Origin of the sequence: Brevibacillus sp. SIMBA_040 (assembly GCF_046535075.1) — a bacterium.
GTDB lineage: Bacteria > Bacillota > Bacilli > Brevibacillales > Brevibacillaceae > Brevibacillus.
Genome location: NZ_JAWRXI010000022.1, coordinates 1 through 26,334, shown reverse-complemented (window position 1 = coordinate 26,334; position 26,334 = coordinate 1). Strand labels below are relative to the sequence as shown.

Annotated in this window: 19 protein-coding genes; 4 read left to right on the top strand and 15 right to left on the bottom strand. The window is 50.6% G+C overall.

Features of this window, described 5'->3' with window-relative positions; all coding sequences use genetic code 11:
- Positions 1–106: 106 nt before the first annotated feature.
- From SB752_RS27095 to SB752_RS27065, 7 genes are all read right to left on the bottom strand, one after another.
- Positions 107–6,661, bottom strand: a complete 6,555-nt coding sequence (locus tag SB752_RS27095) for a carboxypeptidase regulatory-like domain-containing protein (RefSeq protein ID WP_410718573.1) — start codon at positions 6,659–6,661, stop codon at positions 107–109.
- 159 nt (positions 6,662–6,820) lie between these two features.
- Entirely contained in the window at positions 6,821–7,177 is a 357-nt protein-coding gene (locus tag SB752_RS27090; RefSeq protein ID WP_410718572.1) for a YisL family protein, read from the bottom strand.
- Positions 7,178–7,596: 419 nt separating this feature from the next.
- A complete protein-coding gene (locus tag SB752_RS27085; protein ID WP_410718571.1) occupies positions 7,597–8,601 on the bottom strand; it encodes a proline racemase family protein in 1,005 nt (334 codons plus the stop codon).
- Between the two features lie 32 nt (positions 8,602–8,633).
- On the bottom strand, positions 8,634–10,073 hold the full coding sequence (locus SB752_RS27080) for an aldehyde dehydrogenase family protein (protein WP_410718570.1): 1,440 nt from the start codon (positions 10,071–10,073) through the stop codon (positions 8,634–8,636).
- A 15-nt stretch (positions 10,074–10,088) separates the two neighbouring features.
- Positions 10,089–10,973: a dihydrodipicolinate synthase family protein gene (locus SB752_RS27075; protein ID WP_410718569.1), complete on the bottom strand. Its 885-nt coding sequence runs from the start codon at positions 10,971–10,973 to the stop codon at positions 10,089–10,091.
- Positions 10,974–11,015: 42 nt separating this feature from the next.
- A complete protein-coding gene (locus SB752_RS27070; RefSeq protein ID WP_410718568.1) occupies positions 11,016–12,041 on the bottom strand; it encodes a 4-hydroxyproline epimerase in 1,026 nt (341 codons plus the stop codon).
- Positions 12,038–13,237, bottom strand: coding sequence for an NAD(P)/FAD-dependent oxidoreductase (locus tag SB752_RS27065; RefSeq protein ID WP_410718567.1), 1,200 nt, complete (start codon positions 13,235–13,237; stop codon positions 12,038–12,040). Before SB752_RS27065 ends, SB752_RS27070 begins: the two co-directional genes overlap by 4 nt.
- Before the next feature lie 177 nt (positions 13,238–13,414).
- Between SB752_RS27065 and SB752_RS27060 the strand changes: the two genes are divergently transcribed.
- Positions 13,415–15,124: a sigma-54 interaction domain-containing protein gene (locus tag SB752_RS27060; RefSeq protein ID WP_410718566.1), complete on the top strand. Its 1,710-nt coding sequence runs from the start codon at positions 13,415–13,417 to the stop codon at positions 15,122–15,124.
- A 229-nt stretch (positions 15,125–15,353) separates the two neighbouring features.
- Here the strand turns inward: SB752_RS27060 and SB752_RS27055 are convergent, their stop codons facing one another.
- The 7 genes from SB752_RS27055 to SB752_RS27025 all read right to left on the bottom strand — a co-directional run bounded on the left by SB752_RS27055 (position 15,354) and on the right by SB752_RS27025 (position 22,897).
- The gene (locus SB752_RS27055; RefSeq protein WP_410718565.1) at positions 15,354–16,070 is read right to left on the bottom strand and encodes an ABC transporter ATP-binding protein; all 717 of its coding nucleotides are present in this window, start codon (positions 16,068–16,070) and stop codon (positions 15,354–15,356) included.
- Complete coding sequence (locus tag SB752_RS27050; RefSeq protein WP_410718564.1) at positions 16,067–16,840, bottom strand: ABC transporter ATP-binding protein; 774 nt, start codon at positions 16,838–16,840, stop codon at positions 16,067–16,069. Before SB752_RS27050 ends, SB752_RS27055 begins: the two co-directional genes overlap by 4 nt.
- Positions 16,806–17,810 (bottom strand): branched-chain amino acid ABC transporter permease, encoded by a 1,005-nt coding sequence (locus SB752_RS27045; protein ID WP_410718563.1) that lies wholly within the window; start codon positions 17,808–17,810, stop codon positions 16,806–16,808. The genes SB752_RS27050 and SB752_RS27045 overlap by 35 nt, the downstream gene beginning before the upstream one ends.
- A 3-nt stretch (positions 17,811–17,813) precedes the next feature.
- Positions 17,814–18,716 (bottom strand): branched-chain amino acid ABC transporter permease, encoded by a 903-nt coding sequence (locus tag SB752_RS27040; protein ID WP_410718562.1) that lies wholly within the window; start codon positions 18,714–18,716, stop codon positions 17,814–17,816.
- A 43-nt stretch (positions 18,717–18,759) separates the two neighbouring features.
- Positions 18,760–19,905, bottom strand: a complete 1,146-nt coding sequence (locus SB752_RS27035) for a branched-chain amino acid ABC transporter substrate-binding protein (RefSeq protein ID WP_410718561.1) — start codon at positions 19,903–19,905, stop codon at positions 18,760–18,762.
- Between the two features lie 21 nt (positions 19,906–19,926).
- Complete coding sequence (locus tag SB752_RS27030) at positions 19,927–21,591, bottom strand: peptide ABC transporter substrate-binding protein (RefSeq protein ID WP_410718560.1); 1,665 nt, start codon at positions 21,589–21,591, stop codon at positions 19,927–19,929.
- Positions 21,592–21,823: 232 nt separating this feature from the next.
- Entirely contained in the window at positions 21,824–22,897 is a 1,074-nt protein-coding gene (locus SB752_RS27025; RefSeq protein WP_410718643.1) for a M24 family metallopeptidase, read from the bottom strand.
- 180 nt (positions 22,898–23,077) lie between these two features.
- On the opposite strand from SB752_RS27025, the gene SB752_RS27020 reads away from it, so the two are divergent.
- The 3 genes from SB752_RS27020 to SB752_RS27010 are packed head-to-tail and all read left to right on the top strand — an operon-like array spanning position 23,078 to position 24,883.
- On the top strand, positions 23,078–23,350 hold the full coding sequence (locus SB752_RS27020) for a (2Fe-2S)-binding protein (protein ID WP_410718559.1): 273 nt from the start codon (positions 23,078–23,080) through the stop codon (positions 23,348–23,350).
- Positions 23,347–23,685: a (2Fe-2S)-binding protein gene (locus SB752_RS27015; protein ID WP_410718558.1), complete on the top strand. Its 339-nt coding sequence runs from the start codon at positions 23,347–23,349 to the stop codon at positions 23,683–23,685. The genes SB752_RS27020 and SB752_RS27015 overlap by 4 nt, the downstream gene beginning before the upstream one ends.
- Positions 23,678–24,883 (top strand): NAD(P)/FAD-dependent oxidoreductase, encoded by a 1,206-nt coding sequence (locus tag SB752_RS27010; RefSeq protein ID WP_410718557.1) that lies wholly within the window; start codon positions 23,678–23,680, stop codon positions 24,881–24,883. Before SB752_RS27015 ends, SB752_RS27010 begins: the two co-directional genes overlap by 8 nt.
- Before the next feature lie 42 nt (positions 24,884–24,925).
- Here SB752_RS27010 and SB752_RS27005 read toward each other — a convergent pair whose 3' ends face one another.
- Entirely contained in the window at positions 24,926–25,690 is a 765-nt protein-coding gene (locus SB752_RS27005) for a DUF2161 domain-containing phosphodiesterase (protein ID WP_410718556.1), read from the bottom strand.
- Positions 25,691–26,334: the final 644 nt, after the last annotated feature.

The window sequence follows — 26,334 nt, the reverse complement described above, 5'->3', positions numbered from 1 at the left end:
TGTTTTCAGTACACGAAACAAAAAAGCTGTATTTCTACAGCTATTATATCAAAAAAGGAGCATTCCGCCATTGTTTTTATTTAAAGTGGAATACTCCTCCAAAATATTAAAATGGCGTGAACAAAACGTTGGCACATCGTCTGATACTCAGGCAACCTGTTCGCACTGCAGGATTTAGTACCAGATCGAGAGTTATGATCTCCCCTACCCCTACTGTGACAGTTCCCATCCCCTCGCCAATTCCCAATGCTCTTGCCACAACCAGATAATTGCCTGGCTCCAGATTGGCTGCCACGTAGCGTCCCAGATTGTCAGATTGGACAGTCGCTAAGATTCTCACAGGCTGATTCAATGACTGTACGTACACAAGAGCTCCAGCAACCGGAAGTCCCGTCAATCCTGAACGGACTGTTCCTTGGATTCGGCCAGTCTGGGAGAGCCGTATGATGATTCCGGTGGTTTGGTTCGGGTTTACGACCAGCTCTACTTGACCAGTGCCAATCCCGGGTATCGTCCCTACCGCGGTATACGTGCCTGGCGCTACGTTTACGAATCGGAAGGTCCCATCCGGCTGCGCCAAAATATTCTGCAAGCGCACTTGGTCTGCATTAAATAACGATAATTGAATGTTGTTGCCCACTGCTTGCGTACCATCCGGCAGCAGAACGATTCCGGAAATATCTCCGACGATCGGCAAAAGACCGATTGACGCTGTTGCCGTCTGTCCCCCGATTACTGAAACAGTGCTGTACTGGGTACCGAAGCCATTCGCACTCGCCACAACATTGTACAACCCTTGGACCAGACCGGTTACCAGAAAATTTCCTGCCTGATCTGTTACCGTATTGGCAATAAACATGCCATTCGAAAAGATTTGCACGGAAACAGCTGCTCCCGAGATCGGAAGTCCTGTCAGCTGATTGGTCACCTGTCCTGAAATATAGCCGGGCAGTGCCCCCATCGTCAGAATGACTCCGCTTATCGTCTGCCCTGCTGTAACAGTAATGCTCTGCATCGCATTGGCGTAGCTTTCCTGACTCGCGCTGATGATGTACGTTCCAGGCGGGAGATTGCCTACAGAAAAATTACCCAGATCATCCGTAACCGCACTCCCAAACAAAGTACCGTGAGCATCCTTCACCTGGACAATCGCATTAGACACGACTGCACCGCCTGCTGCCTGAACCTGCCCCGTGATAGTAGCCGGGAACGGTGACAGCCCCACATCAATAGCCGTTGTCTGTCCCGAAAAGATCGTCGCTCCGACGGGTGAGGTGGCGTAGCCCTGCGCACTGATCGTCAGTGTATACGTCAGGGGAGCCAAGCCATCAATGACAAATTGACCAAGTCCGTCCGTAATCGCCCTGGCCAACAAATTGTTTGTCGAAGGGAAAAAGATGAGTACTTCCGCACCTACCAGAGGCGTCCCATCCAAACTATCCCTGACGGTACCCTGCAAGACACCCGGGTTCGGATCAAGAGGGATGTCGACTGTAGCCGTTCCACCGGCAGCTACACCAAAAGAGACATTACTCCGTTGATAGTTTTCATTTCGAGCCAATATCGTATAGGTCCCTGCCACAAAGCCATAGATCAGGTACATGCCTTGCGCGTCGGTCTGGGTAGAAAAAAGAATCGTATTGTTATTGTCCAGCAGACGGACGAGTGTGTTTGCAAGAGGCGTTGCCAGCATGGCGTCGCTGATTTGGCCCGTCACACCCGCCGGCAAGCTCGGCAAGGAGAAGTCGAGACCTGTCAGTGAGCCCTGTACAACCGGAACAGTCGACGATTCAGCAGCATACCCCGCAGCATTGGCAATCAGTGTATAGCTGCCTGCCGAAAGACCGCTTTCCACGTATTGCCCTTGTGCATCAGCGAGCAGAATAGCCAGGATCGTCCCCGACGGACTCCCTTGGCGAACGGTAATGGTAGCGCCTGCTATCGGCATGCCCGAATCTTGTTCTCGAACAATTCCCGCTATGGCGCCAGGCAATCCCTGAAGCGCAAAGCTTAATGTAGAAGCACCACCAGCCTGTATAATTGCCCCGGCAGCTTCGCTCGCATAACCAGAAGCATGTACATTTACGGTGTATCCTCCCTGGGCCAGCCTATTTATGAAATAGCTTCCCGTGGCGTCCGTCAAAACTGTGGCAACAGGTGCTCGTGTACTATCGTAGACGATGACGGTGGCTCCAATGATCGGCAAGCCTGTTTCAAGATCAATAACAGTCCCTGACAAGCTGCCGGGACTCGGGATAAGCGCCTGCTGGAAATTCGCTGTTTGCCCTCCTGACAAAATGACGGACTGCGATGCGGATGAGAAATTCAGGGCGGTTACCGTCACGTTTACCACGCCCGGAGGAAGTTTTTCAGCGAGAAAAACACCTTGATCATCAGTAAGAAGCATAGAAAGCAGTATACCTTGCGCGTCTGTTATCAACACACTGCTTCCAGGAACGCCAAGGCCTGTCACCTGATTCGTCACTTGACCAGAGATAGCTGCAGGCAAATCAGCCAACGTAACTGTCGTCGTTGCCGTCGCCCCCGCTGTTACCGTAATACCGATATTACTTACTCCGTAGCCGGGCGCAGATGCGAGGATGGTGTATCCCCCCGGAGCGACATTTGAAAAGAAAAACCCGCCCAATTCATTCGCAAGCAAGCTTTGAATGACCGTTTGATTGCTATCGACCAGCTTGACGCTGATATCGCCCCCGGTAACAGGCAGTCCGTTGCTGTTCATAACACTGCCAGAAATTGTCGCGGGCAGTAACAGGAGGGCAACGCTGGCTCCTGTCGTCTGTTGACTAGCTACATTGACCCCGACAGTCTGAGCGGAATAGGTAGGAGCGCTGACCGTGACGTTATATGCTCCCGGGGCAAGATTTCCAACCAGATAGTTGCCACCCGAATCTGTACTTGCGGAAGCGACTACATTTCCGTCCAAGGCAGAACGAATCAGCACAACAGCTCCTGAGATCGGCGTTCCCGGACTTGCCGCATCCGTCACCTGACCACTTATTCCTCCCGCATCTGCTGAGAGGGTAAAATCTATCCCCGTTTTGACTTCCCCTGGCCCAAACGTGACACCAATCGTTCCGGCGACAAACCCGGGGGCATTCGCTGATAAGATGAAGGAGCCGACAGGCAGATTTCCAATCGTATAGACTCCAGATGAGTCAGTCGCTCCAAAGCCCCGTGTCGTCTCATTCAAGTCCATGATGCGAACAACGGCATTAACAATCGGCTGCATGCTCGCGTCACGCACCGTTCCCGAAATGCTGGCCGGATTAGGCTCGAGTGTCATAGTAACGCTGGCGGTCTGTCCTGCCACTACGATAGCTCCGGTGGACTTCACAGCGTAACCGGGTGCGGATGCAGTCAAGACATAGGAGCCTGGAGGCAATCCGTCAAATGAAAATGCCCCGTTCCCATCGGCAATGACTGAGCCAATCAACAAGTTGTTGATGTCGAACAACTGGATAGAAGTACCTGCAACTACAGGGCCTATCGTACCACTGATCACTCCGAATGCTTGGGAAAGCTGCTGCTGGACAGGAGTTGCCGCATTTGGCAGTACGATAGCCCCCGCTTGATTCGACTGGAAGCCAGTCGCTGAAGCTGTGACGATGTATTGTCCCCCGGCCAGCCCCATAACCGTGAAACTCCCTTGACTGTCGCTGATGACTGATTTGATGACGAAACCGTTGGCATCAAGCACATTGATTTGTGCCCCGGCAATCGGTTGCAGGGTTCCGGCTGCGACTACCTGCCCATAAATCTCACCCGGACTTGCAAACAGCAATAGGGAGGCAGGCGTGTTTGTATTTGCGACGACGGTTGCCGTGGCGCTGTTCGTTTGATAGTTAGCAGCATTTGCCGTAATTGTGTATACCCCAGGTGAAAGGCCTGAAATCTGATAATTTCCGGCGAGATCGCTAAACGCCTGGGCGACGATTGCTCCGGCACCGTTCAATACACTGACCTCTACGGAAGCACCCGTGATTGGCAGTCCTGTTGTCGCATCGAGAATTGTCCCCGACAAACTCCCCGGCAAATCAGCAAGCTGCGTATTCACCGTGGTTACGGCAAGTGGACTGACGAATGCTCCTGTTAAGCTCGTTGCTTTATCTGGAGCCGACACGATCACTACGTAGTTTTTTGGTAGCAGGTCAAAAACTGCATACTGTCCGTTACCATCTGTCAGTACCGTTGTCACTACTGGACCCGCGGCTGTGTTGTCTCTTACGGTAACGACCGCACCTTGAATCGGCTGGTTCACACTGTCTGTTACCTGACCTGCTATAGTACCTGGTGAAGCTTGCAGCGTGAAATTCAGCAGAGATATCTGCTGAGGCATGATGATTGTCCCGAGCACAGAAGTCGAATAGTTCGGCGCCGATGCGGCAACCCTGTAAGAACCCGGTGCCAAGTGAGGAAAAGAAAAAGTCCCTGCACTATCCGTTATCGCCTGCGCTACAGGCACGGTCCCCTTTGATACGATGACAGCTGCCCCGATAAGCGGATTCCCTGACGTGTCTGTGACACTCCCGTTCAGACCTCCCGCCAGTTTATCCAACGAAAGATTAACTTGGGTAATCGTCGCTGGCGCAATATCAAACCCGATTGTTTTCCCGGCATACCCCTCTGCCGAAACCGCAAGTACATAAGTTTCCGGTCCAAGCAAGGACAACGAATAGTCCCCGTTCGCATCCGTTGTCGTCTCTGCAACAGGAAGACCTTCGCGAGTCAAGACCTTGATACTTGCACCCGGGATGTCGTCTCCTGTTTGCGCATCCGAAATCGTTCCGCTCACGGTGCCAAATGCTGCCGTCAAACTGAAGTTCAAAACTTTGACATCTCCTGGCTGCAGACTGGTACCTGCCAGCTGTGTGGAATAACCTGCCGCGCTGACCCGGATCTGGTAGACGCCTTGGGCCAGCTTGTTCAACACATACGTCCCAGCCCCGTCTGTCGCGGTTTCCGTCAGGAGAATGCCTGCCTGATTCAATACTTCCACGAGTGCACCTGCGATTGGTATGTTGCCGGGATCAGTCACCTGACCCGAGAGCTGAGCCAGAGCCGTTTGTAAAACGACATTTTGTGTTGTGGTCTGGGCACGAATCACACTGATTGCAGCCGTGGCAGACTGGTACGTGTCCGCGCTCACAGCAATTGTGTAAGCGCCTGGCACGACATTCACGAATTGATAGGCTCCCCCTGCCCCGATAACCGTTTGACTAACGGTGACACCTGACGTGTTGATGAGTTTTACAAGTGCACCTGCAATCGGAGACAGGGCAGCATCCGTAACAGTCCCTGTCACTTGCCCTGGACTTTGCGGTAGCAAAATATCCGCACGCGTTGTCTGTCCAGCTAATACCGTAACAAATTGTATTTTCGGATCATAAGTGGACGCAGTGACTGAGACTGAATAGACACCAGGTGCCAATCCCGTAAAGGAATAAGCCCCATCTATGTTTGTAGTTGTCGTACCGATCAGGACCGGAGTCAAATCATACAGCTCTACCTGTGCACCTGCAACCGGCAAATTCGTGGATTGGTCAAGAACAACTCCGGCAATGCTTCCTGCTGGGCTCACCGTGATATCCAAGGTATCCGAGACCGGGGCAAGCGTTCCTCCCGAGTAGCTATCCACCCCTGAAGCTGTCGCGGTATTCAATCGCCGGGTTCCGCTCGGTGAAGTCGTAAATACCCCGCTTACCGTAAAGGACAAGTTCGCTGTCGATCCCGCAGGCAGATTACCTATTGTCCAGCTGAGGATTTTGGTCAGCGGATTGTAGCTCACAATGCCACTACTCACCGTATTCACCGTAAAAGCAGTAACCTGATCAAGCTGGAGCAAGTCTAGAACCGTGACCACATTCGCCTGACTTTTTCCTGTATTTTCAACCGCAATCGTACCTGACCACTGCGCTACCTGTCCGGTAATGACACTGCCAGGTCCAGTGGTCAGCTGCTTGTCGAGCGCTAGACTGGCCCGAACATCTCCCGTCGACACCATACTGACATTGCTCAATGAATTGATAAAGCTGAACCCTTCGCTGGTCCGTAGAGAATCCTTGTTGTAGTTATTATCATTGGTAGACGTAAACGGCAGAAATCGTAGAGAAGTAAGGGAGGTAACGGATAGCGTGGAAAAAAACGCAGCAGCGGGAACGACGCAATCAATGAAGTAATCGGGATTGCCACTAAAATTGGAACCGTCATTGGTGAGCCGTACGCGTGCCGTATCAAAATTGATAATCGGCAATTGCCAGTTCGGTGCTCCACTGCCGTTTGTTCCCTCAGCCTGATCTGTCCACGAATTGAATTCCACGATTGTGTTTTGAATCAAGGCAATGCGATTACGCAGCCCTTGCACACCCAGCATCCATTGATACGTGCCCGCTACTCCGTTTGTATTAATCAAAAATCCCCAGGCAAAATTTTGGAAACCGTTTTTTTGCGAATTTCGTGGATCTTCATTGACCCGTAATCGAAAGTATAAATAGGTTCCGTCATACGCCAAATACGCTCCAGGAAAAGTAGCGTTTCCCACCAAATCAACAGAACCCGGACTTTCGTCATTAGGAACGTCTCCGTATGGGCTCCCCCCTAATGTAAAGGGGACAAACTGATTATCAGACGGATAGGCCATTTATGGTCACCTCTCGTCTCTAACATATGTGCTCGTAGAGGTGTAGCACTGTGTCATCGTCCAATTTGGGCTTTTCAGCGCGTGTCCATCATAGAAAAAAGGCTTTCGCCTGCAAGAATACCTTGCCTACGAAAGCCTTTCTGCTTTGCTTAGCTAGCCTTACACAAACACTCGGTAGCCGAGTAAAATCACGAGCACCATAACCACGAGCGCGCCGATGAAAAATCCGATACTGCCTTCGTTTCTGCGTGCACGACCCAAAGACATTTCCATCAGACCGAATAGGACGATGGCGAGTACCCCTTTTACATAGTAGTAGAAATCGCTCGTATGATACTGGAAAAGCAGCCAGGCACCCGAAACAAGAATGATTACGATCATGAGTCTGAGCAACATATGTACGATTTTTCCTGCTTTTGCTTTTCCCAAACGATACAAGATATAGCCCACGATCAACAGGACAAACGCGACTTCCCAGCCCCCGACATGCGCTTCCTTCAACGCGTTGTACGGCATAATCTCAACCCCTTTTTTCCTTATTCATACCCTATCCAAGCCATTATAACAGAAGTGTCGGAAAAAAGCAGACGTGCAAATACGTGGCAGTATTGTGACAGGGAACCTCATTGTCCGGCGATTGGTTAGGAGAGAAAAAAGGAGAAAAGGCTCCAGATTCTTGGGCCTCCTCCTGTAGGTCATTCCTGCACGGTTCCATTCCAAAAGTGAAACCGCGTCCAAAAGTAGACATTCCCACGTAGAGATTCAGAGTTGGACGCTAAGTTCGTGTTTCACTTTTTCCATTGTACCTCGGCGGGCGTCCCAAAGACCTTCGCTTTTCTCCTTTTTTCTCTCACCAGCCTCTAGTGGTTCTCCTGTCTTTCTTTTTAAAACAAGAAAAGACCGCACGTTGCGAGCAGTCTTTTCACTCTAGCATTCTATCGAAGCAAAAATCCTTCTGACAGCGGATCAGTTGGATCAACGACGAATTGATGCAAGCCTGTGATGAATGCTTTTCCCTCTATGCTTGGAACGATAGCTGGGTACTCGCCTACTTGTGTCGTCTCCATTACCGTGCCGATAAATTGGCTGCCTACAATTCCTTCGTGGACGAATTTCTCTCCTATCGCGAGCTTTCCTCTTGCATATAAGGTAGCGAGGCGAGCAGCGGTTCCTGTGCCGCATGGAGAGCGATCGATTTGTTTATCAGCAAAGATCGTGACGTTGCGCAAATCGGAGCCTTGTTTTCTCGGCTCATCCGATATAATGACGCCATAGATTCCAACAAGCTCTGGCTCCAATGGATGTACGACCAGCAGCTTTGCCTCGATCTGTTCCTTGATGCGGGCTCCCCACTCCTGTAGCGCTGGCAGCTGCTCGATCTCTACCTGCACGCCTATATCCTCAGCATGCACGACCGCGTAAAAGGCTCCGCCAAAAGCGATGTCGACATGAAAGGTTTTTTCTTCCCATTCAATATGGACATCCTTGGCAAAAACAAAGGACGGTACATTTTCAAACGAGACAGATTTGACTTGGGTTCCTTGTGCGTTTGCACGAGCAATGATTCGTCCAGCCGGACTGTCAATGACGATATTCTCGCCAGGCTCTGGTGGCTGCATGATCCCGGTCTCGATCGCAGCAGTGACCACCGCGATAATTCCGTGCCCACACATCGTGCTATAGCCTTCGTTGTGCATAAAAAGCACTCCGAATGCAGCATCCGGGCTAACCGGAGCCGTCATGACGCAGCCGTACATCCCATGATGTCCCCGCGGCTCATACATGAGCACGCGCCTGATGGTATCGAGGCTCTCACGAAAATAGCGTCGCTTCTCCAAAATTGTCTCGCCCTTCAGCGGCGGGATTCCCCCTGTAATAATCCGCAGCGGCTCCCCACCAGTATGAGCGTCAATGGTCGTATATAACTGATTGATCTGCATCGTATCCTCACCTCTACAGGGTTGTCCCTAGCCTACCAGGCGTATTTGATGGCGCAGGTCTTGATCTCGCTGTAGAAATCAAGAGCCGCCTGACCTTGCTCCCGGGTATGGGAGCTGGACAGCTTCATCCCACCAAACGGAGCTTGGTATTCCACGCCTGCCGTTTCCTGATTGACGCGAACCATTCCAGCCTGCGCGAGATCGAGGAAACGATGTGCACTGGCCAAATCACGCGTAAACAGCGAGGCGCTAAGTCCATATACGGTCTGATTGCACAGCTCGATCGCTTGATCAAAGTTGTCAGCAGCAAGCATGACAGCAAGCGGTCCAAATACTTCCTCCTGAACGAGGGCATGGTCCGCTGCCACTCCTTCGACAATGATCGGGCGGATGAAGTAGCCCTGATCGGCTGCATCTACAGCTGGACTTTCAGCCACAAGACGTGCTTGCTCGCTTGCGAGTGAAACGTATTTGTTTACCGTTTCATATTGCGCCGCTGAAGCAACTGGCCCCAGGTATGCTGCAGAATCACTGGCTTCGCCAACCCGGCACGAAGCCATCGCTGTCTGCAATCGCTCCACCAGAGGCTGATAGATTGCCTTCTCCACGATAATCCGGCTCGTTGCCGTGCATTTTTGTCCCGCTGAACGAAAAGCTCCACTCAACAGAATCGGTACGGTTTTATCCAAGTCAGCATCTGCCAAAACGACTGCGGCATTTTTTCCGCCCATTTCGGTCTGATACTTGATATTGCGTCCCGCACAAGCCACTGCGATTTGTTTACCCGTTTCCGATGATCCTGTAAAGCTGACTGCATCGATATCCGCCTCTTCTGTCAGGACGTTTCCAATCTCGCGCCCTTTTCCGATCACGAGATTCAGTACCCCAGCAGGCAGCTTCGTCTCAGCGAAAATCTCTGCCAATCGCGTCGCTGTAAGCGAGCCGTTTTCAGCAGGCTTCCAAATGACGGAGTTGCCGCAAATAAGAGCCGGAGCGATTTTCCAGATCGGGATTGCAACGGGAAAATTCCATGGTGTGATGACCGCGACGACTCCTAGCGGTACACGGCGGCTATATTGCAAAACATTCGTATCCGCTGACGGAATCAAATTTCCGTTGGAGCGCATCCCTTCTCCCGCGTAGTAGCGCAGCAAATTGACTCCGCGCATGACCTCCCCGCGCATTTCGCCTATTTGTTTTCCCATTTCCCGGCTAGCCAGACTAGTCAGATCATCTGCATACTTTTCCAATGCTGAGGCCATCTGAAATAATATTTCGCCACGCGTTGCACCCGTCTGCTCTGCCCACGACTTTTGCGCTGATCTTGCCGCCTGCTGTGCAGCGAGTACGTGGGAGCGGTCGGATAGCCGTAGCACTCCCACCTCCTCTGTGAGACGCGACGGGTTTTTGACCGTCACTTCCTTGCCAGCGGGTGTAATCCACTCGCCGCCGATCCAGTTATTGCTTTGCATCCTCGCCTGACCTCCTTATCGACTGCTTGTGGCACCAACTGCAAAGTCAAACGCCTTTTTAATATCCGCATAGTATGCTTCTGACAGTGGGAGACGTGGCGGTCTTGTTGGTCCAACCGGGAAATTCGCCAGCTCCATCATGTATTTGATCGACTGAACAAGCTGTGGACTCGCATCGAAGTGGAACAATGGCAGAAGTCTGCGGTACAGCGCTTGTGCTTCCTTCAGATTGCCTTCTCTTGCCAGACGGAACAGCTCCACGCCTTCTTTTGGCAGTGCATTCGGTACGCCGGAAATCCAGCCGGTAGCTCCAACCAAAGCACCTTCCATTGCCAAGTCGTCTACGCCGACCATGACCTCCAGATCAGAAAGAGCGAGGATATCCTGTATGCGGCGTACATCTCCTGTGAACTCTTTGACCGCTACGATATTTTCCATTTTGGACAACCGAGCCAAAATGTCTGGTGTCAAATCAATCTTGTAGTCATGCGGATTGTTATAGGCAATAATCGGCAAACCTACTGTATTCAGCGCTTCATAGTGAGCAAATACTTCATTTTCGAGTGGCTTGTAGTTGATTGGCGGCAGAGCCATGACTCCCGCTGCTCCTGCGTCCTTGGAAAATTGGACCCACTCAACCGCCTGACGGGTAGAAGGAGCCGCAGAACCGACTACAACAGGCACGCGACCTTTTGCCGCTGCGATTACAGTGTTAATTACCTTGGCCCGCTCTTCTCCTGTCATCGTTGCGTATTCACCGAGCGAACCCGACGGAACCAAGCCATCGATCCCTTCTTGAATCAGCCATTCGCACAGCTCGGTAAGACGCTTGTAATCTACCTCGTGATCCTCTGTAAAAGGGGTAACCAGTGCTACGTAAACGCCATCAAATCGTCCCATTGTTCTTTCTCCTCTCGTTCTCTTCCTATTTTGGGATAAATCTTAATGATCGGTTGCCTCCGGGATGAGCAGGAAGCCATTTGCCAGCTCGTCTTCGGGATTGTAAATAATCGTATGCTTGCCCATAAGCCACGCAGAGCCAGCAATCCGCGTCACCACAGCAGTCAAGCCGCCTTCTTTAGTCTCCTCCAGCACCTTTCCTGTAAAGAGTGAGCCGACGATGCTCTCGTGAACAAACGGTTCATTCAAGCCGATTTCTCCTTTTGCATACAGGGTCGCAAGCTTGGCAGAGGTTCCGGTTCCACATGGCGAACGATCGATACCCCCAGGAGGGACGACGACTGTATTTTTCACATGAGCATCTGCATGATTGGGAGCCGTATAAAACTCCACATGGGTCAGCCCACGAATGAACGGCTTTTCCGGGTGAACGACCTCTACTTCTTGATTGATTGCCTTGCGGATGCGAACAGCCGTATCAATGATCGCAGAAGCATTGGACGGGATTAGCTCCAGTCCCAGCTTGCATGCATCCGTAATGGCGTAAAAATTACCTCCGTAGGCGATATCGCAGGTGACTCGCCCCAAGCCCTCCACCTCTACACTTACATCCTGCTTGTAAAGAAATGCCGGGATGTTGGTAAACGATACCTCGCCTGCCTTGCCAGCTTCTACCTGTACCTCGACCTCTACCAGCCCTGCTGGCGTATCGAGCTTCAGCTTCGTCACAGGCTCTATCACAGGAACCAGTCCCGTCTCGATCAGTGCCGTACACAGACCGATCGTATCGTGCCCACACATTGGCAAATAACCGCCTGTTTCAATGTAGATGACACCTACGTCTGCATCCGGATGGCACGGCTCCACGATCAGAGCACCTGACATGACATCGTGTCCGCGCGGTTCGTACATGAGGAGCGTGCGAATCCAGTCGTACTCCGCTTTCATATGGAGCATCTTTTCTGCCATCGTCGCCCCTTCCAGCTTGGGTAAACCGCTAATCACCGTGCGGGTGGGATTCCCTCCGGTATGTGTATCGACCGTAGAAAACACCCTGCTTGCTTTCATGGATGCAACACCCCTTTTTTCGTAAAGCGGTCATGTCTGAGTGGCGAGAGTGGGATAATAGTTTCACTTGCTTCCGTCAGCATTTCCGCCATCACTTTGCCTGTAATAGCTGCCAGGCTAATTCCATCTCCCTCATGCCCCGCCGCAATAAAATAGCCCGGAATCTCCTCTACACGAGAAATAATCGGCAGATGATCCTCTGTCCATGGTCTTAGTCCGCAATAAGTGCGAATGATGGCAAAGTCCGCAATCTTCGGATAAAAGCGCAGTGCTCTGCGGGCCATGCACCGTACGACATTCAGATCCACTCGTGTATCGAAGCCAACGAACTGCCGACTGGAGCCGATGAGAAAATTTTGGCTCTCTGTCGGTTCAAACACCAACGCCACACCGTACTTTTCCGTCTCCTCATCAACCTGGCGCTGACCTCCGAATTTGGATATCAAATAACCAAACTCCATCACCTTGCGTATCCCGACAGGCATCTGTCTGGAAGCGACGATCAGATGACCTTTTCGCGGTAGGATCGGAATATCCAGTCCGACCATCTGACCGATGTACGGTGCCCAGACGCCTGCAGCGTTCACCACCTGCTTGGCAGTCACTCTCCCGGCTCCCGTCTCCACCTGAAAAATGCCTGATGCCTGATCTCGCGTGACCGCTTTTACCTCGGAACGCTGCATGATCCGTGCGCCATGCTTTTTCGCCCCCTCAAACAGGGCAAACGTCAGCATGTACGGATTTACTGTAGAGTCAGTAGCGCATTCCAATCCCCCGAGAAGGTCGTCGGCAAAATAAGGCGACTCCTGCCTTATATCAGAGCGATCCAGCATCCGAAATGGCAGCCCTGCTTCCTTTTGCCGTCTCACCCATTTATTGGCAGCCTCCATCTCCGCTTCCGATTCACAGACGAGAATACTGCCGGGCGCTCGATACTCAAACGAGTGATCCAATTCACGACTCAGCTCATCAACAAGCATCTGACTTTTCAGCGACATCTGACTGTCGAAGCCCGGGTCCTTGTCGATCGCCAAAATGTTGCCGTCACAGCGCGAGGATGTACCCGATGCCAGCTCGCCCTTTTCCAGCACCACCACATCGAGACCTGCCTTTGCAGCGTAGTAGGCGATCGCTCCACCGATAATCCCTCCACCAATCACAGCTACCTCGGCATGGGTTTGGGTTTGTACAGTCATGGTTGATTCTCCTCAAAAACATAGTGTGGGTCTTCACGCTTTTCTTTTATTGCAAGCCATATGCCAACCAAATTTTTGCTTTCTCCCAGGCGAATTGTCTAAAATATTTTACAACTCTGATCACCAGTGTATAATTAATGAGAAAGTGTTTACTTTTTTATACATTCTTAAAAAGGGATGGTTGGGTTGAAACACAAACTGCCTGCTTTAACTGATTTCATACAGACGAACATGCTGATTTCCCGCTATCACGAGCATTTTTTTGTTCACACGGAAGCCGACATTCCTGTATTTCTCGAAGAAGCAGATGGCTGGCATGTCACCCGATCCTCGTATTTATCTGTAGACAAAAAAGTTGATCTCGCACTCCCTCCCTGGGAAAGAACCACTGTGATCCATGCTGATCTGCCTCTCTCCCAAGTCATCTCCTTACTTGATGATTATCCCTATCTCCTGATCGCAAAAGAGGCGCCAGAGCCTGTCGGTTATCTCGAGCGTTCCCGCGTCCTGCAAGCCGTTTTTGACTCCTACGAGGTTCTTGAAGCGTATTTTGAGACAATGATCAAGACGATGGATGCCTCCATTTCCGTCATTGATGAGCAGGCCCGCGTCATGGTCTGGACAGAAGGAGCCGAAAGCATTTTTTCCTTGAAGCAAAAAGACGTCATCGGCAAGCCGATCACCGATTTCTTCCCTCTGGAGATGCTCGAAACGATCCAATCCTTGAAAAGTGGACATTCCCTCTATCGCCATCAGCATCAGCCGAGAGAGGATCTCGTCGTTTTGATTAATACCAATCCCATTTTCCTGCATGACAAAATCATTGGCGCTGTCGCCGCCGAAACAGACATCACCAGTCAGGTCAGACTCAATCAGGAGCTGCTCAACGCCAACAAAAAGGTCAATCATTTGCAGCAGGAAATGGCCAAGCTGAGTCCGTCTGCCGATCCTTTTCAGCAAATCAAGGGAACCAGTCTCGCCATCCGGCAAATCAAATCGATGATCCAAAAGCTGAATGCCACCGAGGCTACAGTACTTATCCTGGGCGAAAGCGGTGTCGGCAAGGAGCTGTTTGCCAAAGCCGTGCATGATGTTCGTGAGGGTGCCAATGCGCCATTCGTCGCCATCAACTGTGGCGCGATCTCGCCGACCTTGTTTGAGAGTGAACTGTTTGGTTATGAAAAGGGAGCCTTCTCCGGGGCCGATCAAAAAGGGAAAAAAGGAATGATCGAGCTGGCACGTGGAGGCACACTCTTTCTGGATGAAGTCGGCGAAATGCCGCTCGATATGCAAGTGAAGCTCCTTCGCGTTTTACAGGAGAAAAAGTATTATCCGGTAGGTGGAACCAAGCAGATTGAGGCTGACTTTCGAGTCGTGGCTGCGACCAATAAAAGTCTGGAGGACTTGGTGAAGGAAGGGAAATTTCGCGAGGATCTGTTCTACCGTCTCAATGTCGTGACGCTAAAGATTCCTCCGCTTCGCCAGCGCATTGAGGATACGATTGAGCTGGCGCACTTTTTTCTTTATGAATTTTCGCTCCGCTACAACCGACCTGTCCATGCGATCTCACAAAACGTCATGCAAAACCTGCTCCAGTATGACTGGCCGGGCAACATTCGCGAGCTGCGAAATGCGATAGAAAGACTGGTCGTATTTGCAACAGATGGAGTTATGAAAGAAGAGGACCTGCCGTATTCGCTGCAAGGGCAGCCCAAAGCGTCTCCGATCGAATTGCCGAATGACCTGATTTCCTTGCAAGAAGAGCTGGAGGCACATGAGCGCCGCGTCATTTTGCGGGCCATTGAGCTGGAAAACGGCAACAAGCAGGCGGCCGCCAAGCGATTGGGCATATCCCGTGCTACGCTGTACAACAAATTAAACAAGTAAGCACACAAACCTCGTACAGGGGAAAATAAGGGCTGTCGATTATTTCTCGACAGCCTGACAGCTCGGCTAGGGACACGGTTTCCTTTCTTTCCGAGAGAAAAACAAGAGAAGGCGACGACGTACAAAGCGGTAATCACATCCGCTTTTCGGGGGTAGGACCTCAGACAAAATACGGACCAATTCCATGGTTGATTCCTCCTTTGTCGTTTGACAGCAGCCTTCTTGTCTCTTACGCTCCGAGATAAGCCTTGACGATGGATTCGTCCCCGCGCAGTACCTCTGCCGTGTTTTCCATGACGATTCGCCCAGTTTCGAGGACGTAGCCGCGGTGCGCAAGCCGAAGTGCTGCCTTGGCATTTTGCTCGATCAAAAGGATCGTCGTGCCTTGCTTGTTAATTTCTCTGATGATGTGCATAATCTCCTGCACAATAATTGGAGCGAGTCCCATGGATGGCTCATCGAGCATCAGCAATTTAGGGTGTGCCATCAAGCCCCGGCAAATCGCCAGCATCTGCTGCTCCCCGCCACTGAGTGTACCTCCCAGTTGTGTGCTCCGCTCCTTCAAGCGTGGAAACAAGGAAAATGCTTGTTCAATCCCGGCCGCAATCACATCCTTCTTTTTCTTTTGCGTAAATCCGCCCAGCTCCAGATTTTCACGAACAGTCAAGCCCGCGAAAATACGTCGTCCTTCTGGGACATGAATGATTCCTTCCTCAACGATCTGGTGAGGGGGCATGCCGACGATGCTTGTTCCGTTCAGTAAAATATCACCTTTGCCTGGACGGACAAGCCCGGAAATCGTTTTGAGTGTCGTACTCTTCCCTGCTCCATTGCTCCCTAAAAGGGCCACGATCTCCCCTTGCCTCACTTCCAGGCTGATTCCTTTCAACGCTTCGATTTTTCCATAGAACGAATGAACGTTGTCGATCATCAAAAGCGTACTCACATCGCCTCCTCCTCCTTTCCCAGATAGGCCTCTACAACGCGAGGATGATTCAGGACTTCGGCAGGAGCTCCCTCGGCAATTTTTTGACCATAATCGAGGACAATCACATTTTCAGAGATTTTATGAATCAAGCCCATATCATGCTCAATAATGAGAACCGTCAGCTCGTACTGCTGGCGGATACGCTTAATTAATTCAATCAGCTTCTCTTTTTCCTCATAGTTCAACCCTGCTGCCGGCTCATCCAGAAGCAGAACACGTGGTTTTGTTGCCAATGCCCTCGCGATTTCCAGATATCGCTGCGCACCGTACGGCAAGTTTTTGGCGATGCGGTAACGAAAAGTATCCATTCCGACAAAATCTAGGCAATCACGCGCCACTTCTTCTATGAGCTTCTCTTCCTTTTTCTGTGCAGGTGTGCGCCACAGAGCTCCCCAGACTGTCTGATTCGTCCGGCTGTGCATGCCTGACTTCACATTGTCCAGCACGGTCAAATTGGGAAACAGGCGCAGGTTTTGAAAGGTGCGTGCCAAGCCTCGCTGCGTGATTTGGCTTGGCTTTTTCCCGACAAGATTTTCATTACCGAGCATGATTTGACCCGCTGTTGGGCGATAAAATCCGGTAATCATGTTAAAAACGGACGTTTTCCCTGCTCCATTCGGTCCGATGATGCTCGTAATCGAGCCAGCAGGAATTTCGAAGGACAGATCATGGACAGCCGTGAGCCCGCCAAATTTAAGCGTTACATTTTTCACTGTCAAGCTGGACATCTCTGTCACTCCCTTCTGTCCTCACCGTATCAGCTTCATGCGCCGAATCCTTACCCGTCTCGTAGCGTGCAGGCCACAAGCCTTGTGGACGAAAGAGCATCATCGCTACCAAAGCCACACCAAAAATCAGATAGCGCCAGTCTTCTACTGACCTCAGCAGCTCCGGCAGCGCGATGACCAGTACCGCCCCGAGTACCACACCCGGGATGCTACCCAAGCCACCGAGTACAACCGCGAGCAAGATCATAATCGATTGGGTGAAGCTAAAGCTGAGCGGGGCAATCGCACTCATTTTTACAGCAAATACGGAGCCTCCCAAGCTACCGATGACGGCACCGATCGAATAGGCCAGCAGCTTCATCTTGATCCGATTGATTCCCATCGCCTCTGCTGCATCCTCGTCCTCGCGAATGTACATCCAGGCTCTGCCGATGCGAGAGGAACCGAGCCGCTTCACCGCAAGAACAGCCAGAATGGCAATGATCAGGATCAGATAGTAAAAGTCCATTTGACCTGCCAGCATATAGCTGCCGATAGAAGGGCGAGGAATCCCGTAAATGCCCGAGGCAGAGCCCGTGATATCGAGATTGATCGCCAAAATGCGGATAATTTCACCAAAGCCCAATGTCACAATCGCCAAATAATCACTACGCAGGCGAAGCGTCGGTGCTCCGATAATGACGCCAACCACTGCCGCGATCGTCATTGAGACGGGAAGCGTCAGCCAGAACGACCATTGATATACGGTCATCAAAATACCTGTCGTATACGCTCCGACCGCAAAAAAAGCGGCATAGCCCAAATCGAGTAGTCCAGCGAAGCCGACGACCACATTCAAGCCTTGAGCCAGGACGATATAAAACAAAGCAAGTGTCGCTACATCCAGCCAATAATTATTGGATAAAAACGGTAATACACAAGCGACGATGAGCAACAGGACGATGGAGAGCTTTTTTCCGAGTGGGTTCATCCGCTACATCCTCTCCGTTACTTTTTCGCCCATGATGCCCGTTGGCTTCAGCACCAGGATCAAAATCAGGAGGGAAAAGGCAACAACATCCTTCCACGAGCCACCAAAAAGGAATGTTCCTGCCGTCTCCATCATGCCAAGCAACAGGCCACCCAGCATCGCGCCAGGTATACTGCCGATACCTCCAAGGACGGCAGCCGTAAACGCTTTGAGCCCGATAATAAAGCCCATCATAAAATTGACCGTTCCGTAATACGCGCCTGCCATTGTCCCGGCTCCCGCTGCCAGCGAGGCCCCGATAAAAAAGGTCAGGGCGATCACCTTGTGTACGTTGATGCCCATTAAATGGCACGCTGTCTGATCGTGTGCGATTGCTCTCATCGCTTTCCCGTAGAGCGTTCGACTAATGAACAGGTGCAAGCCCAGCATCAACAGGGCAGAGATGATAACCAGTCCGATTTGTGTATACGTAATGTGCGCTCCGAGTACCTCCCACCCATCATGAGATAGCTGGAGCGGATACACCTGATATTGCGCTCCCCAAAACAGCATGGAGCCATTTTCCAGAAAAAGGGATACACCTATCGCGGTAATCAGGATGGATAGGCGCGGGGCGAGCAGAAGTGGCCGATAAGCCACCCGCTCGATCCCCATTCCGATCGCACCCACAATCACCATCGTTAGAAACAGCACAACAACAATTCCCATCAAGCCAGCACCTGAACCATTTCTGCTCACAACACTAAGCAGCGTATATCCGACAAATGCACCGAGCATGTATAAATCACCGTGTGCAAAATTAAGCAGCTTGATAATCCCAAAAACCATCGTGTACCCCAAGGCAATCAAGCTGTAAAAAGCACCGATCACCAACCCGTCAGCAAGGGTCTGGACCAATATATCCATGCATCCACCTCTTTCCTCGTTTCATGGACAAAGCGCTCCGCTGCTACTTCGCCAGCGTAAACTTGCCACCCGCCACTTTTAATACGGCAAAGTTGGAGGTGTCCAAGGTGTTTTGTGCATTAAAGGAAATGGTTTGGCCCAATGCTTTGAAGGCTTTCGTCTCTTTGATCGCTTTCTTGATCGCATCGCGGTCTGTAGAATTCGCTCTCTTTATCGCATCCGCCAGCAGGTTGACAGCATTGTAGCTGAGCGCAGAAAACGGTCCTGGAGCCAGATTGTTGTAAGTCGCTTTGTACTCCGTGGTGAAGGCTTCGGCGCCCTCGATAAACTCAGCGGTCGGAGTAGCCGTAATCAGCAGCCCTTCTGCGTTCTCTGCGCCCGCGATTTTAATGACATCCTCGCTAAAGGAACCATCGCCTACGAAGAAGAGACCAGAGACGCCTTTTTGCTTGAACTGCTTGACCATTAGACCTCCTGCCGCATAATAGCCGGTGAAATAAGTCGCATCGGGTCCAATACCTTTGAGCTTGGTGACCAATGCACTGAAATCTTTTTCCTCGGGGTTAATGGCTTCATAGGCGACGACCGTTCCTCCTGATTTCTCGACCGCTGCCTTGGCAAAATCAGCAAGGTCTTTGGCATAGGCAGAATTGTCGTGAACAAGAGCTACCTTTTTCGCCTGATTCGCTGCCATGTAGTCAGCCGCCGTCTGTGCCTGGTCAGGGGTCAGTCCATTAATTAAAAACAGGGTGTCATAGCCTTGGGCAGGCAATTTGGCTGAATTCGCTGCAGGGACAATCATCGGGATATTGGCATTTTTAAAGACACCAGATGAGGGCAGTGTAGCTCCGGAGCAGTAGCCACCGACTACGGCAACTACGTTTTGGGAAACCAGCTTGTTGGCAGCAGTTGTGGCCATTTGTGGATCGCAGCCGTCATCCGCCACTTCAATCTTCAGTTTTTTACCGAGAACACCGCCAGCATCATTCACTTTTTTGACAGCCATCTCAATCGCATTTTGCATATCTTTTCCATCGGTCGCATTGTTCCCCGTTACTGGCAGGAGCACCCCGACCAGAATCTCATCTCCGCCAGCGGAGCCTGGAGACTGTCCTTGATTTGCACATCCCGCTACAGCCAGTGAGAGTGTTAACATCGTTGCAACAATCGCACTTCCCCATTTTTTCATAGCCCTTCCCCCGTTCGCCTATTATTCAATCGATGCCCATTTCCAGTCGATCGCACCCAAACCGTCCTGGAAGACTCCTTTTACCTTGTCATTTTTCACCCATGTATGCGTGTAGAAATAGATTGGCATGATTGGCATCTCGTCCATCATGATTTGTTCGGCTTCACGCAGGATTGCCTTCCGCTTCTCTGGATCACCCTCTGTAGCTGACTGATTCAACAGCTCCTTGAACTTCGGATTCTCCCAGCGCGTATCGTTGTTTCCTCCGTTTTTCTCTTTGAACAGCTCCAGGAAGTTGATCGGATCGTTGAAGTCACCGGACCAGCCCAGACGGCCTACCTGATAGTTGCCTTCGTGCATAGTTTCGAGGTATACCTTCCATTCCTGATTTTCCAGCTTCACTTCTACGCCCAGGTTTTTGCGCCATTGATCCTGGATTGCCTCAGCGATTTTTTTATGTCCTTCGGAAGTGTTATACACAAGTGTCACTGCTGGAAGCTTGGTAATCCCCAGCTCGCTCATGCCTTCTTCCAGCATCTTTTTAGCCGTTTCTTGGTCATTGTCTTTGAAGTAGCCATCCGGATTGAGTGCCATCGTGGGGGGAACAGCTGCCATAGCAGGCTGTTGATTTGCTTGAAGTACGTTATCGATCAGGATTTGGCGATTGATCGAGTAGGCAAACGCTTTACGTATTTTCACATTATTGAACGGGGGTTTCTCTGTGTTGAATTTATACCAATACGTCGCACCAACTGGCTTTACTTGCAGCTTTCCACTGTCTTTTAAGGCAGGCATAGCGTCCGTAGGCAAAGAGCTCATCGGAGATCCTGCCCAATCGATCTCTCCATTTTCAAACATGGACAGCTCTGTGTTCTCGTCCTCTACCATTGAGAACTCGATTTTGTCTAGCTTGACATTATCCTTGTCCCAGTAATTCCCATTTTTCACCAAAACCATTTTGCTCTTATGTTCCCAAACTTCCATCTTGTACGGTCCGTTCCCCAGATGAGTTTTGGCGTCTCCTGCCCAATTTGGAGTAGATTCAACTACCTTTTTATTTACCGGGAAATAAGTTTGGAAGGCCGTCAACTCCAAGAAAAACGGAGTGGGATTCTCAAGCTCTACCTTTAATGTCTTGTCATCCACTGCCTTTACGCCGATATCGTCCAGCTTTGCTTCACTCTTATTGGCTTTTTCCGCATTTTTGATGTAATAGAGCTGGTAGGCGTAGTTGGACGCTGTCTTAGGGTCGAGTGCACGTTTCCATGCGTATTCAAAATCATGGGCCGTAACTGGTTCACCATTGCTCCACTTGGAATCTCGCAGTGTGAATGTATACGTTTTCAAGTCGCTGGAAACGTCGATTTTTTCGGCAACAGCTTCCTCTGGCTTACCAGATGGTCCGATACGTGTCAGACCGTCAAAAACAGCCTTTGTAATCGCCGCCGAGGTTGTGTCTTCTGCCAAGCCCGGATCGCCTGAAGGTGGCTCGGAGTGAAGATTCCAGCGCAATACTTGTGGTTCCTTTGGCTTTTCTGCTGGAGTAGGCTGTGTCTCTGACTGTGCTTGCGTTTGGCCTTGCTGTGACGGATCTGCTGGTTTGGCTGCTGGCTGCCCCCCACATCCTGCAAGCGCCGCTCCCAGAACGGCTACACTGCTGATTAGGGCAAAAATATTTCGTTTCAAACGATCAACCCCTCATTCTCTAAAATGACTTAATTTTTACAAAATACTGAAAATGCAAGAGGTGTGCCAAATGGAAAAAGGAGGGATCATACTATTTCATACCGCTATTTGTATCGTTTTTTAGACAATTATGGTTTTAAGTGTTTCAAATATTAGACAGTGCATACTTTACCCTAAAAAAGAAAAAGCCCTTGACCACTTTCATGATCAAGGACTTCTCAACTATTTTGCTTTACAGGATAATCAAGTCGCGCACTGCACTAGTCAGTACACGATTCCCTTCTTCTGTTACGACGATATCGTCCTCGATGCGCACACCACCTACATCCGGAATGTAAATCCCTGGCTCAACCGTCAAGACCATGCCTTCTTGAATGATCAGTTCGCAGCCTGTGGACATGAACGGCTCTTCGTGGATATCCAGGCCTACTCCGTGACCCATTCCGTGACCGAATCGCTCTCCAAAGCCTTGCTGGGTGATGTAAACTCTGGCAAACGCATCTGCTTCTTTGCCACTGATACCGGGGCGAATCCCTGCTACTGCCTGATTGCGCGCTTCCAAAACGATACCGTAAATCGCTTTTAATTGCTCGGAAGGCTCTCCTACTGCTACGGTGCGCGTAATGTCTGAACGATAGCCTTGGTACAGAGCACCGTAATCCATCGTTACCATATCCCCGGTCTCGATCAGTTTATCGCTTGCTACCCCATGTGGCAGGGCAGAACGATGACCAGAAGCAATAATGATATCAAAGGCAGAGCCGGATGCCCCCTGCTTTCGCATGAATATTTCCAATTCATTAGACACATCCAGCTCGCTGATACCTGGACGCAAAAACGAAGTAATATGCGTAAACGCTGCGTCTGCGATTTCAGCAGCGGTCTGGATCTTGGCGAGCTCGTCAGCAGTCTTGATCATCCGCAAGCCTTCTACTACTCCTGATGTAGGAACGAGCTCGATTTTTTCCTTTGCTACGTTTGTATAGCTGCGGTGCAGAGCATACGTTACATTCGCTTCCTCAAAGGCTAGTGTCTTGATCCCCATGTCATCAGCAAGGCGAACTACCTCTGCATAAACAGATTCCTTTGTCGGCAAATGGACGATCTCAAAATCTGTTGCCTGTGCAGCTGCTTGAACGGTGTAACGAAAATCAGTCAACAGCTTTGCTTGATCACTGGAGATGAGCAAGACGCCATATGTACCCGTAAAATTGCTTAAATAACGGCGGTTTTGCGCATTCGTAATCAGTATGCCGTCCACTCCCAGTGATGTGAATTGTTGGCGGAGGCGATTCACTTTCTCCATCATCGTCATTCCTTTCGCTTGCTTTTTATACTCCAAAAGAAAATCTAGCAATACCTATGCCATTAATCGTACTCGCCTCATCCAACTGCTGCAATTCTTTTCGAGGCGAAGCAGCAGCTTGAGATGCTGGCACGACATTTGCATTTTTCATGGTACGTAAACAAAAAGGAGGGCTTCCACATGGACTCGCATCAGTTAATTGTCTGCCGCTGTGAAGAAGTAACTCTAGCCGACCTGCTGGAGACCGCCCAAGCCTATCAATGTACGGCGCGTGAATTAAAATTAAGAACCCGCGCCGGAATGGGCTGCTGCGGTGGACGTACATGCCGTACATTGGTTGATCTGATCACCCAGCAAACAACTGGCCAAGTGCCATCCCATACTGTACCACTTGGATATCAGCCACCAGTCCGTCCCATCTCGTTTACGACGCTCGGAGGTAGATCGTCATGAGCCAGCGCATTTTGAACCACCCCGTCCTTGGGTCCTTGCATCAGGGAAGTTCGGTGCATTTTACTTTTAATGAAACTAGCTATACCGCTTATGAGGGAGAGACAATTGCAGCTGCGCTGTTGGCTTCGGGTGTCCGTTCTCTGCGCGTACATGAAGAAAAGGGAACTCCCCGTGGTATCTACTGCAACATTGGTCATTGCTATGAGTGCCGTGTAACGGTGAACGGTGTTCCAACCGTGCGTGCATGTATGACCTTGGTCCAGAACGGAATGGAAGTAACGGCTGGAATCGTTTTGCCTACCCCTCTGAAAAAAGGAGGCGTAGGACATGATTGACGTACTCATCATTGGCGCAGGACCTGCTGGCTTATCAGCAGCAATTGCTTGCGCAAGACTTGGATTATCCGTTCGGGTGGTAGATGAATTTTATCGATCAGGAGGCCGGTTGCTAGGACAGCTGCATCAAGAGCCGAATGGTACTTGGTGGAATGGGATCGCCGAAGCAGTAAGACTAGATCAAGAGGCAAGGTCATTCGGCGTTGAGATAAGCTGCGGTATTTCTGTCTACAATGTGACTCGCACAGCAGACGGTTGGGTGGTTTCTACTCCAGAAGAAGAGATAGCAACCCCGTTGCTCCTCATTGCCACAGGTGCTTCGGAGACTGCTGTTCCTGTCCCTGGCTGGACGCTGCCTGGGAGCATGTCCATCGGGGCTGCACAAGTGATGACAAATGTCCAGCGCGTACGGGTCGGTCAGCGCGGAGTCGTCATCGGCGTGAATATTTTATCTGTTGCCATCGCCCGGGAGCTGCAGCTCGCAGGAATAATAGTGGATCGAATGATTTTGCCTCCGCACTCTGTCCTTACGGGAAATACAGGGCAGCCTGAAGCCGTTATGCGCTCTCTTTTGCGGGTCGCCCACTTGGCTCCCTCTCCGCTGATTCGCTTTGGGAGTCAGCTCATGAATAGCAGCTGGATGCAGCGTCTTGGCGTTTCCTTGTATCCGTCCAAAGGCTTTTCCATGTGGGGGATTCCGATCCAGCTCCGTACAGCCGCACTGGAGATTGTCGGCAACGAGCAGGTAGAAGGAGTCCGAATCGCCCGAATTACGCCAGACGGTCAGCCTATTGCCGGAACCGACGAGCTGATTCCTGCTGATTTTGTCTGTATCGCAGGAGGCTTAAGCCCACTTGCTGAATTGGCTGCTATTGCGGGTTGTCCATTTGCTTATGTGCCTTCTTTAGGCGGACATGTGCCGATTCACGATGAAAGAATGAGAACACCGCTTCCCGGGCTTTTTGTAGCGGGCAACATCACCGGAATTGAAAGCGCAAAGGTGGCGATGGCTCAAGGAACTGTAGCGGGACTATCCATCTCATCTACGCACGGAGCGCTGACAGACCAGAGTCTGCTTCAGGAAGCAATTCGCCAAGTCGAGTATGTGCGTCAAAACGCAACGATCCAATTTCATCCCGAAATCAGGGCTGGGCGGGCGATGGTTGGGCAAATGGCGACTGCATGTATGGAAAAATAGCGCTTGGCTAATCGATACAAAAAGGGGGGCTTGCGGCTGCTGTCAGCGCGTAAGCTCCCCCTCCTTTTGTATTTGCACATAATGCTCAACCATTTCTGGATAGGCTGCTATTTCGTTTTTTCCTGCATCGGTCACTGCATATACGCCTCGTTTCACCTTTTCAAACCATCCATAATAGTTTTTGGCTAGAATGGATAACGTTTTATCTCCGGTTCCCATTTGCCGCAGTAATTTCGGTGACATCGGTCCATTTTGTTGAAGTAGGCTGGCAATCTGGATGCAGCTTTGCTTGTAGGCTGTCATGATCTTTGTTTGATGGCTGCCTCCTACATTGTAATCCCCGTACCGTCCCTTTATTTCAGCTATGATTTTATTCCTGCTTCGATGATTTTGTCGCATACTTTTTTGCCGATCAAATGGACCTGGAGTTATTTTTACCTCCATGGTTGCTTTGTTTTTAGTAAAGGAGACAAGAATTAAACCGAGCTCCAATCGCCGAATCATATGCGCAATATCATGCCACTTTTTGGAGAACAAGCTGTACTTGGGCTTCGGGATTGCTACGTAAACCTGATCCGTTAATCGCTGTCTTTTCGTTGCCTGGATGAGTAGCTCCACACTCAGATTGAGCTTGCACTCGACGATTATGAGCTCCTCTTCTTTGATCGCTGCCACGTCACAATGCTTGACCTCCCCAAAAACCTCGTAGCCTTGTTTGACAAAATAGGTTCGAATGGGCTCGTACAAGTCTACTTCATAGCGCTTCTCTGCTTTTGTTTTTATTTTTGCTTTCTCTTTCGTTTTCATCACAAGCAAATCCCCTTGGACGCATTTAAATCAAAATTCCATCATTTGATGCCCGATTCCTTCAGTGGTGGGGAGAAAACAGGAGAAAACGCTCCAGGTACTTGGGCCTCTAGCGGGGGAGGGGGCACTGTCCGCTTACGGGGAAAAAACGAAACATGCCTTTAAGCGTCCACCTTTGAGAAGCTTCACGAAACAACCACTTTGGACGCGGTTTCGTTTTTTCCTCGGAGCTGGGCTCGGACACTCCCAGCTAGTATCCCAAGAAGCTAGAGCGTTTTCTCCTCTTTCCTCTCTCCACCAAAAGCAACGATCAAGTATTCCTTCATTCCTTCGCCTGAACCGTGAAAACCTCTATCGAGGCATTCTCAAGGAGAGCGACCGCGTTTTAGCGGAAAGTTTCACCGAAGTAATGCTAATAGCGGACGCTGAGGTACCTTGTCATGCGCTCCGGAATATATAAGCGTCACGCCTATGAATTCGTATACGTTCAGAAAAAAGAGCCAATCCATAGGATTGACTCTCGCTTATTCTCATTCCTTGAAAACTGGATCTGCATGATTGCTAAGAGTGTGGATAAGTCCTCGACCGATTAGTATTCGTCAGCTCCACGTGTTACCACGCTTCCACACCGAACCTATCAACCT

Coding starts and splice junctions, on each gene's coding strand:
- SB752_RS27085 (WP_410718571.1), bottom strand. CDS start 8,601: ATGCAGATCAATCAGTTATATACGACCATTGACGCTCATACTGGTGGG.
- SB752_RS27040 (WP_410718562.1), bottom strand. CDS start 18,716: ATGGATATATTGGTCCAGACCCTTGCTGACGGGTTGGTGATCGGTGCT.
- SB752_RS27035 (WP_410718561.1), bottom strand. CDS start 19,905: ATGAAAAAATGGGGAAGTGCGATTGTTGCAACGATGTTAACACTCTCA.
- SB752_RS27050 (WP_410718564.1), bottom strand. CDS start 16,840: ATGTCCAGCTTGACAGTGAAAAATGTAACGCTTAAATTTGGCGGGCTC.
- SB752_RS27015 (WP_410718558.1), top strand. CDS start 23,347: ATGAGCCAGCGCATTTTGAACCACCCCGTCCTTGGGTCCTTGCATCAG.
- SB752_RS27025 (WP_410718643.1), bottom strand. CDS start 22,897: ATGGAGAAAGTGAATCGCCTCCGCCAACAATTCACATCACTGGGAGTG.
- SB752_RS27020 (WP_410718559.1), top strand. CDS start 23,078: ATGGACTCGCATCAGTTAATTGTCTGCCGCTGTGAAGAAGTAACTCTA.
- SB752_RS27080 (WP_410718570.1), bottom strand. CDS start 10,073: ATGCAAAGCAATAACTGGATCGGCGGCGAGTGGATTACACCCGCTGGC.
- SB752_RS27010 (WP_410718557.1), top strand. CDS start 23,678: ATGATTGACGTACTCATCATTGGCGCAGGACCTGCTGGCTTATCAGCA.
- SB752_RS27070 (WP_410718568.1), bottom strand. CDS start 12,041: ATGAAAGCAAGCAGGGTGTTTTCTACGGTCGATACACATACCGGAGGG.
- SB752_RS27005 (WP_410718556.1), bottom strand. CDS start 25,690: ATGAAAACGAAAGAGAAAGCAAAAATAAAAACAAAAGCAGAGAAGCGC.
- SB752_RS27065 (WP_410718567.1), bottom strand. CDS start 13,237: ATGACTGTACAAACCCAAACCCATGCCGAGGTAGCTGTGATTGGTGGA.
- SB752_RS27095 (WP_410718573.1), bottom strand. CDS start 6,661: ATGGCCTATCCGTCTGATAATCAGTTTGTCCCCTTTACATTAGGGGGG.
- SB752_RS27045 (WP_410718563.1), bottom strand. CDS start 17,810: ATGAACCCACTCGGAAAAAAGCTCTCCATCGTCCTGTTGCTCATCGTC.
- SB752_RS27075 (WP_410718569.1), bottom strand. CDS start 10,973: ATGGGACGATTTGATGGCGTTTACGTAGCACTGGTTACCCCTTTTACA.
- SB752_RS27060 (WP_410718566.1), top strand. CDS start 13,415: ATGGTTGGGTTGAAACACAAACTGCCTGCTTTAACTGATTTCATACAG.
- SB752_RS27090 (WP_410718572.1), bottom strand. CDS start 7,177: ATGCCGTACAACGCGTTGAAGGAAGCGCATGTCGGGGGCTGGGAAGTC.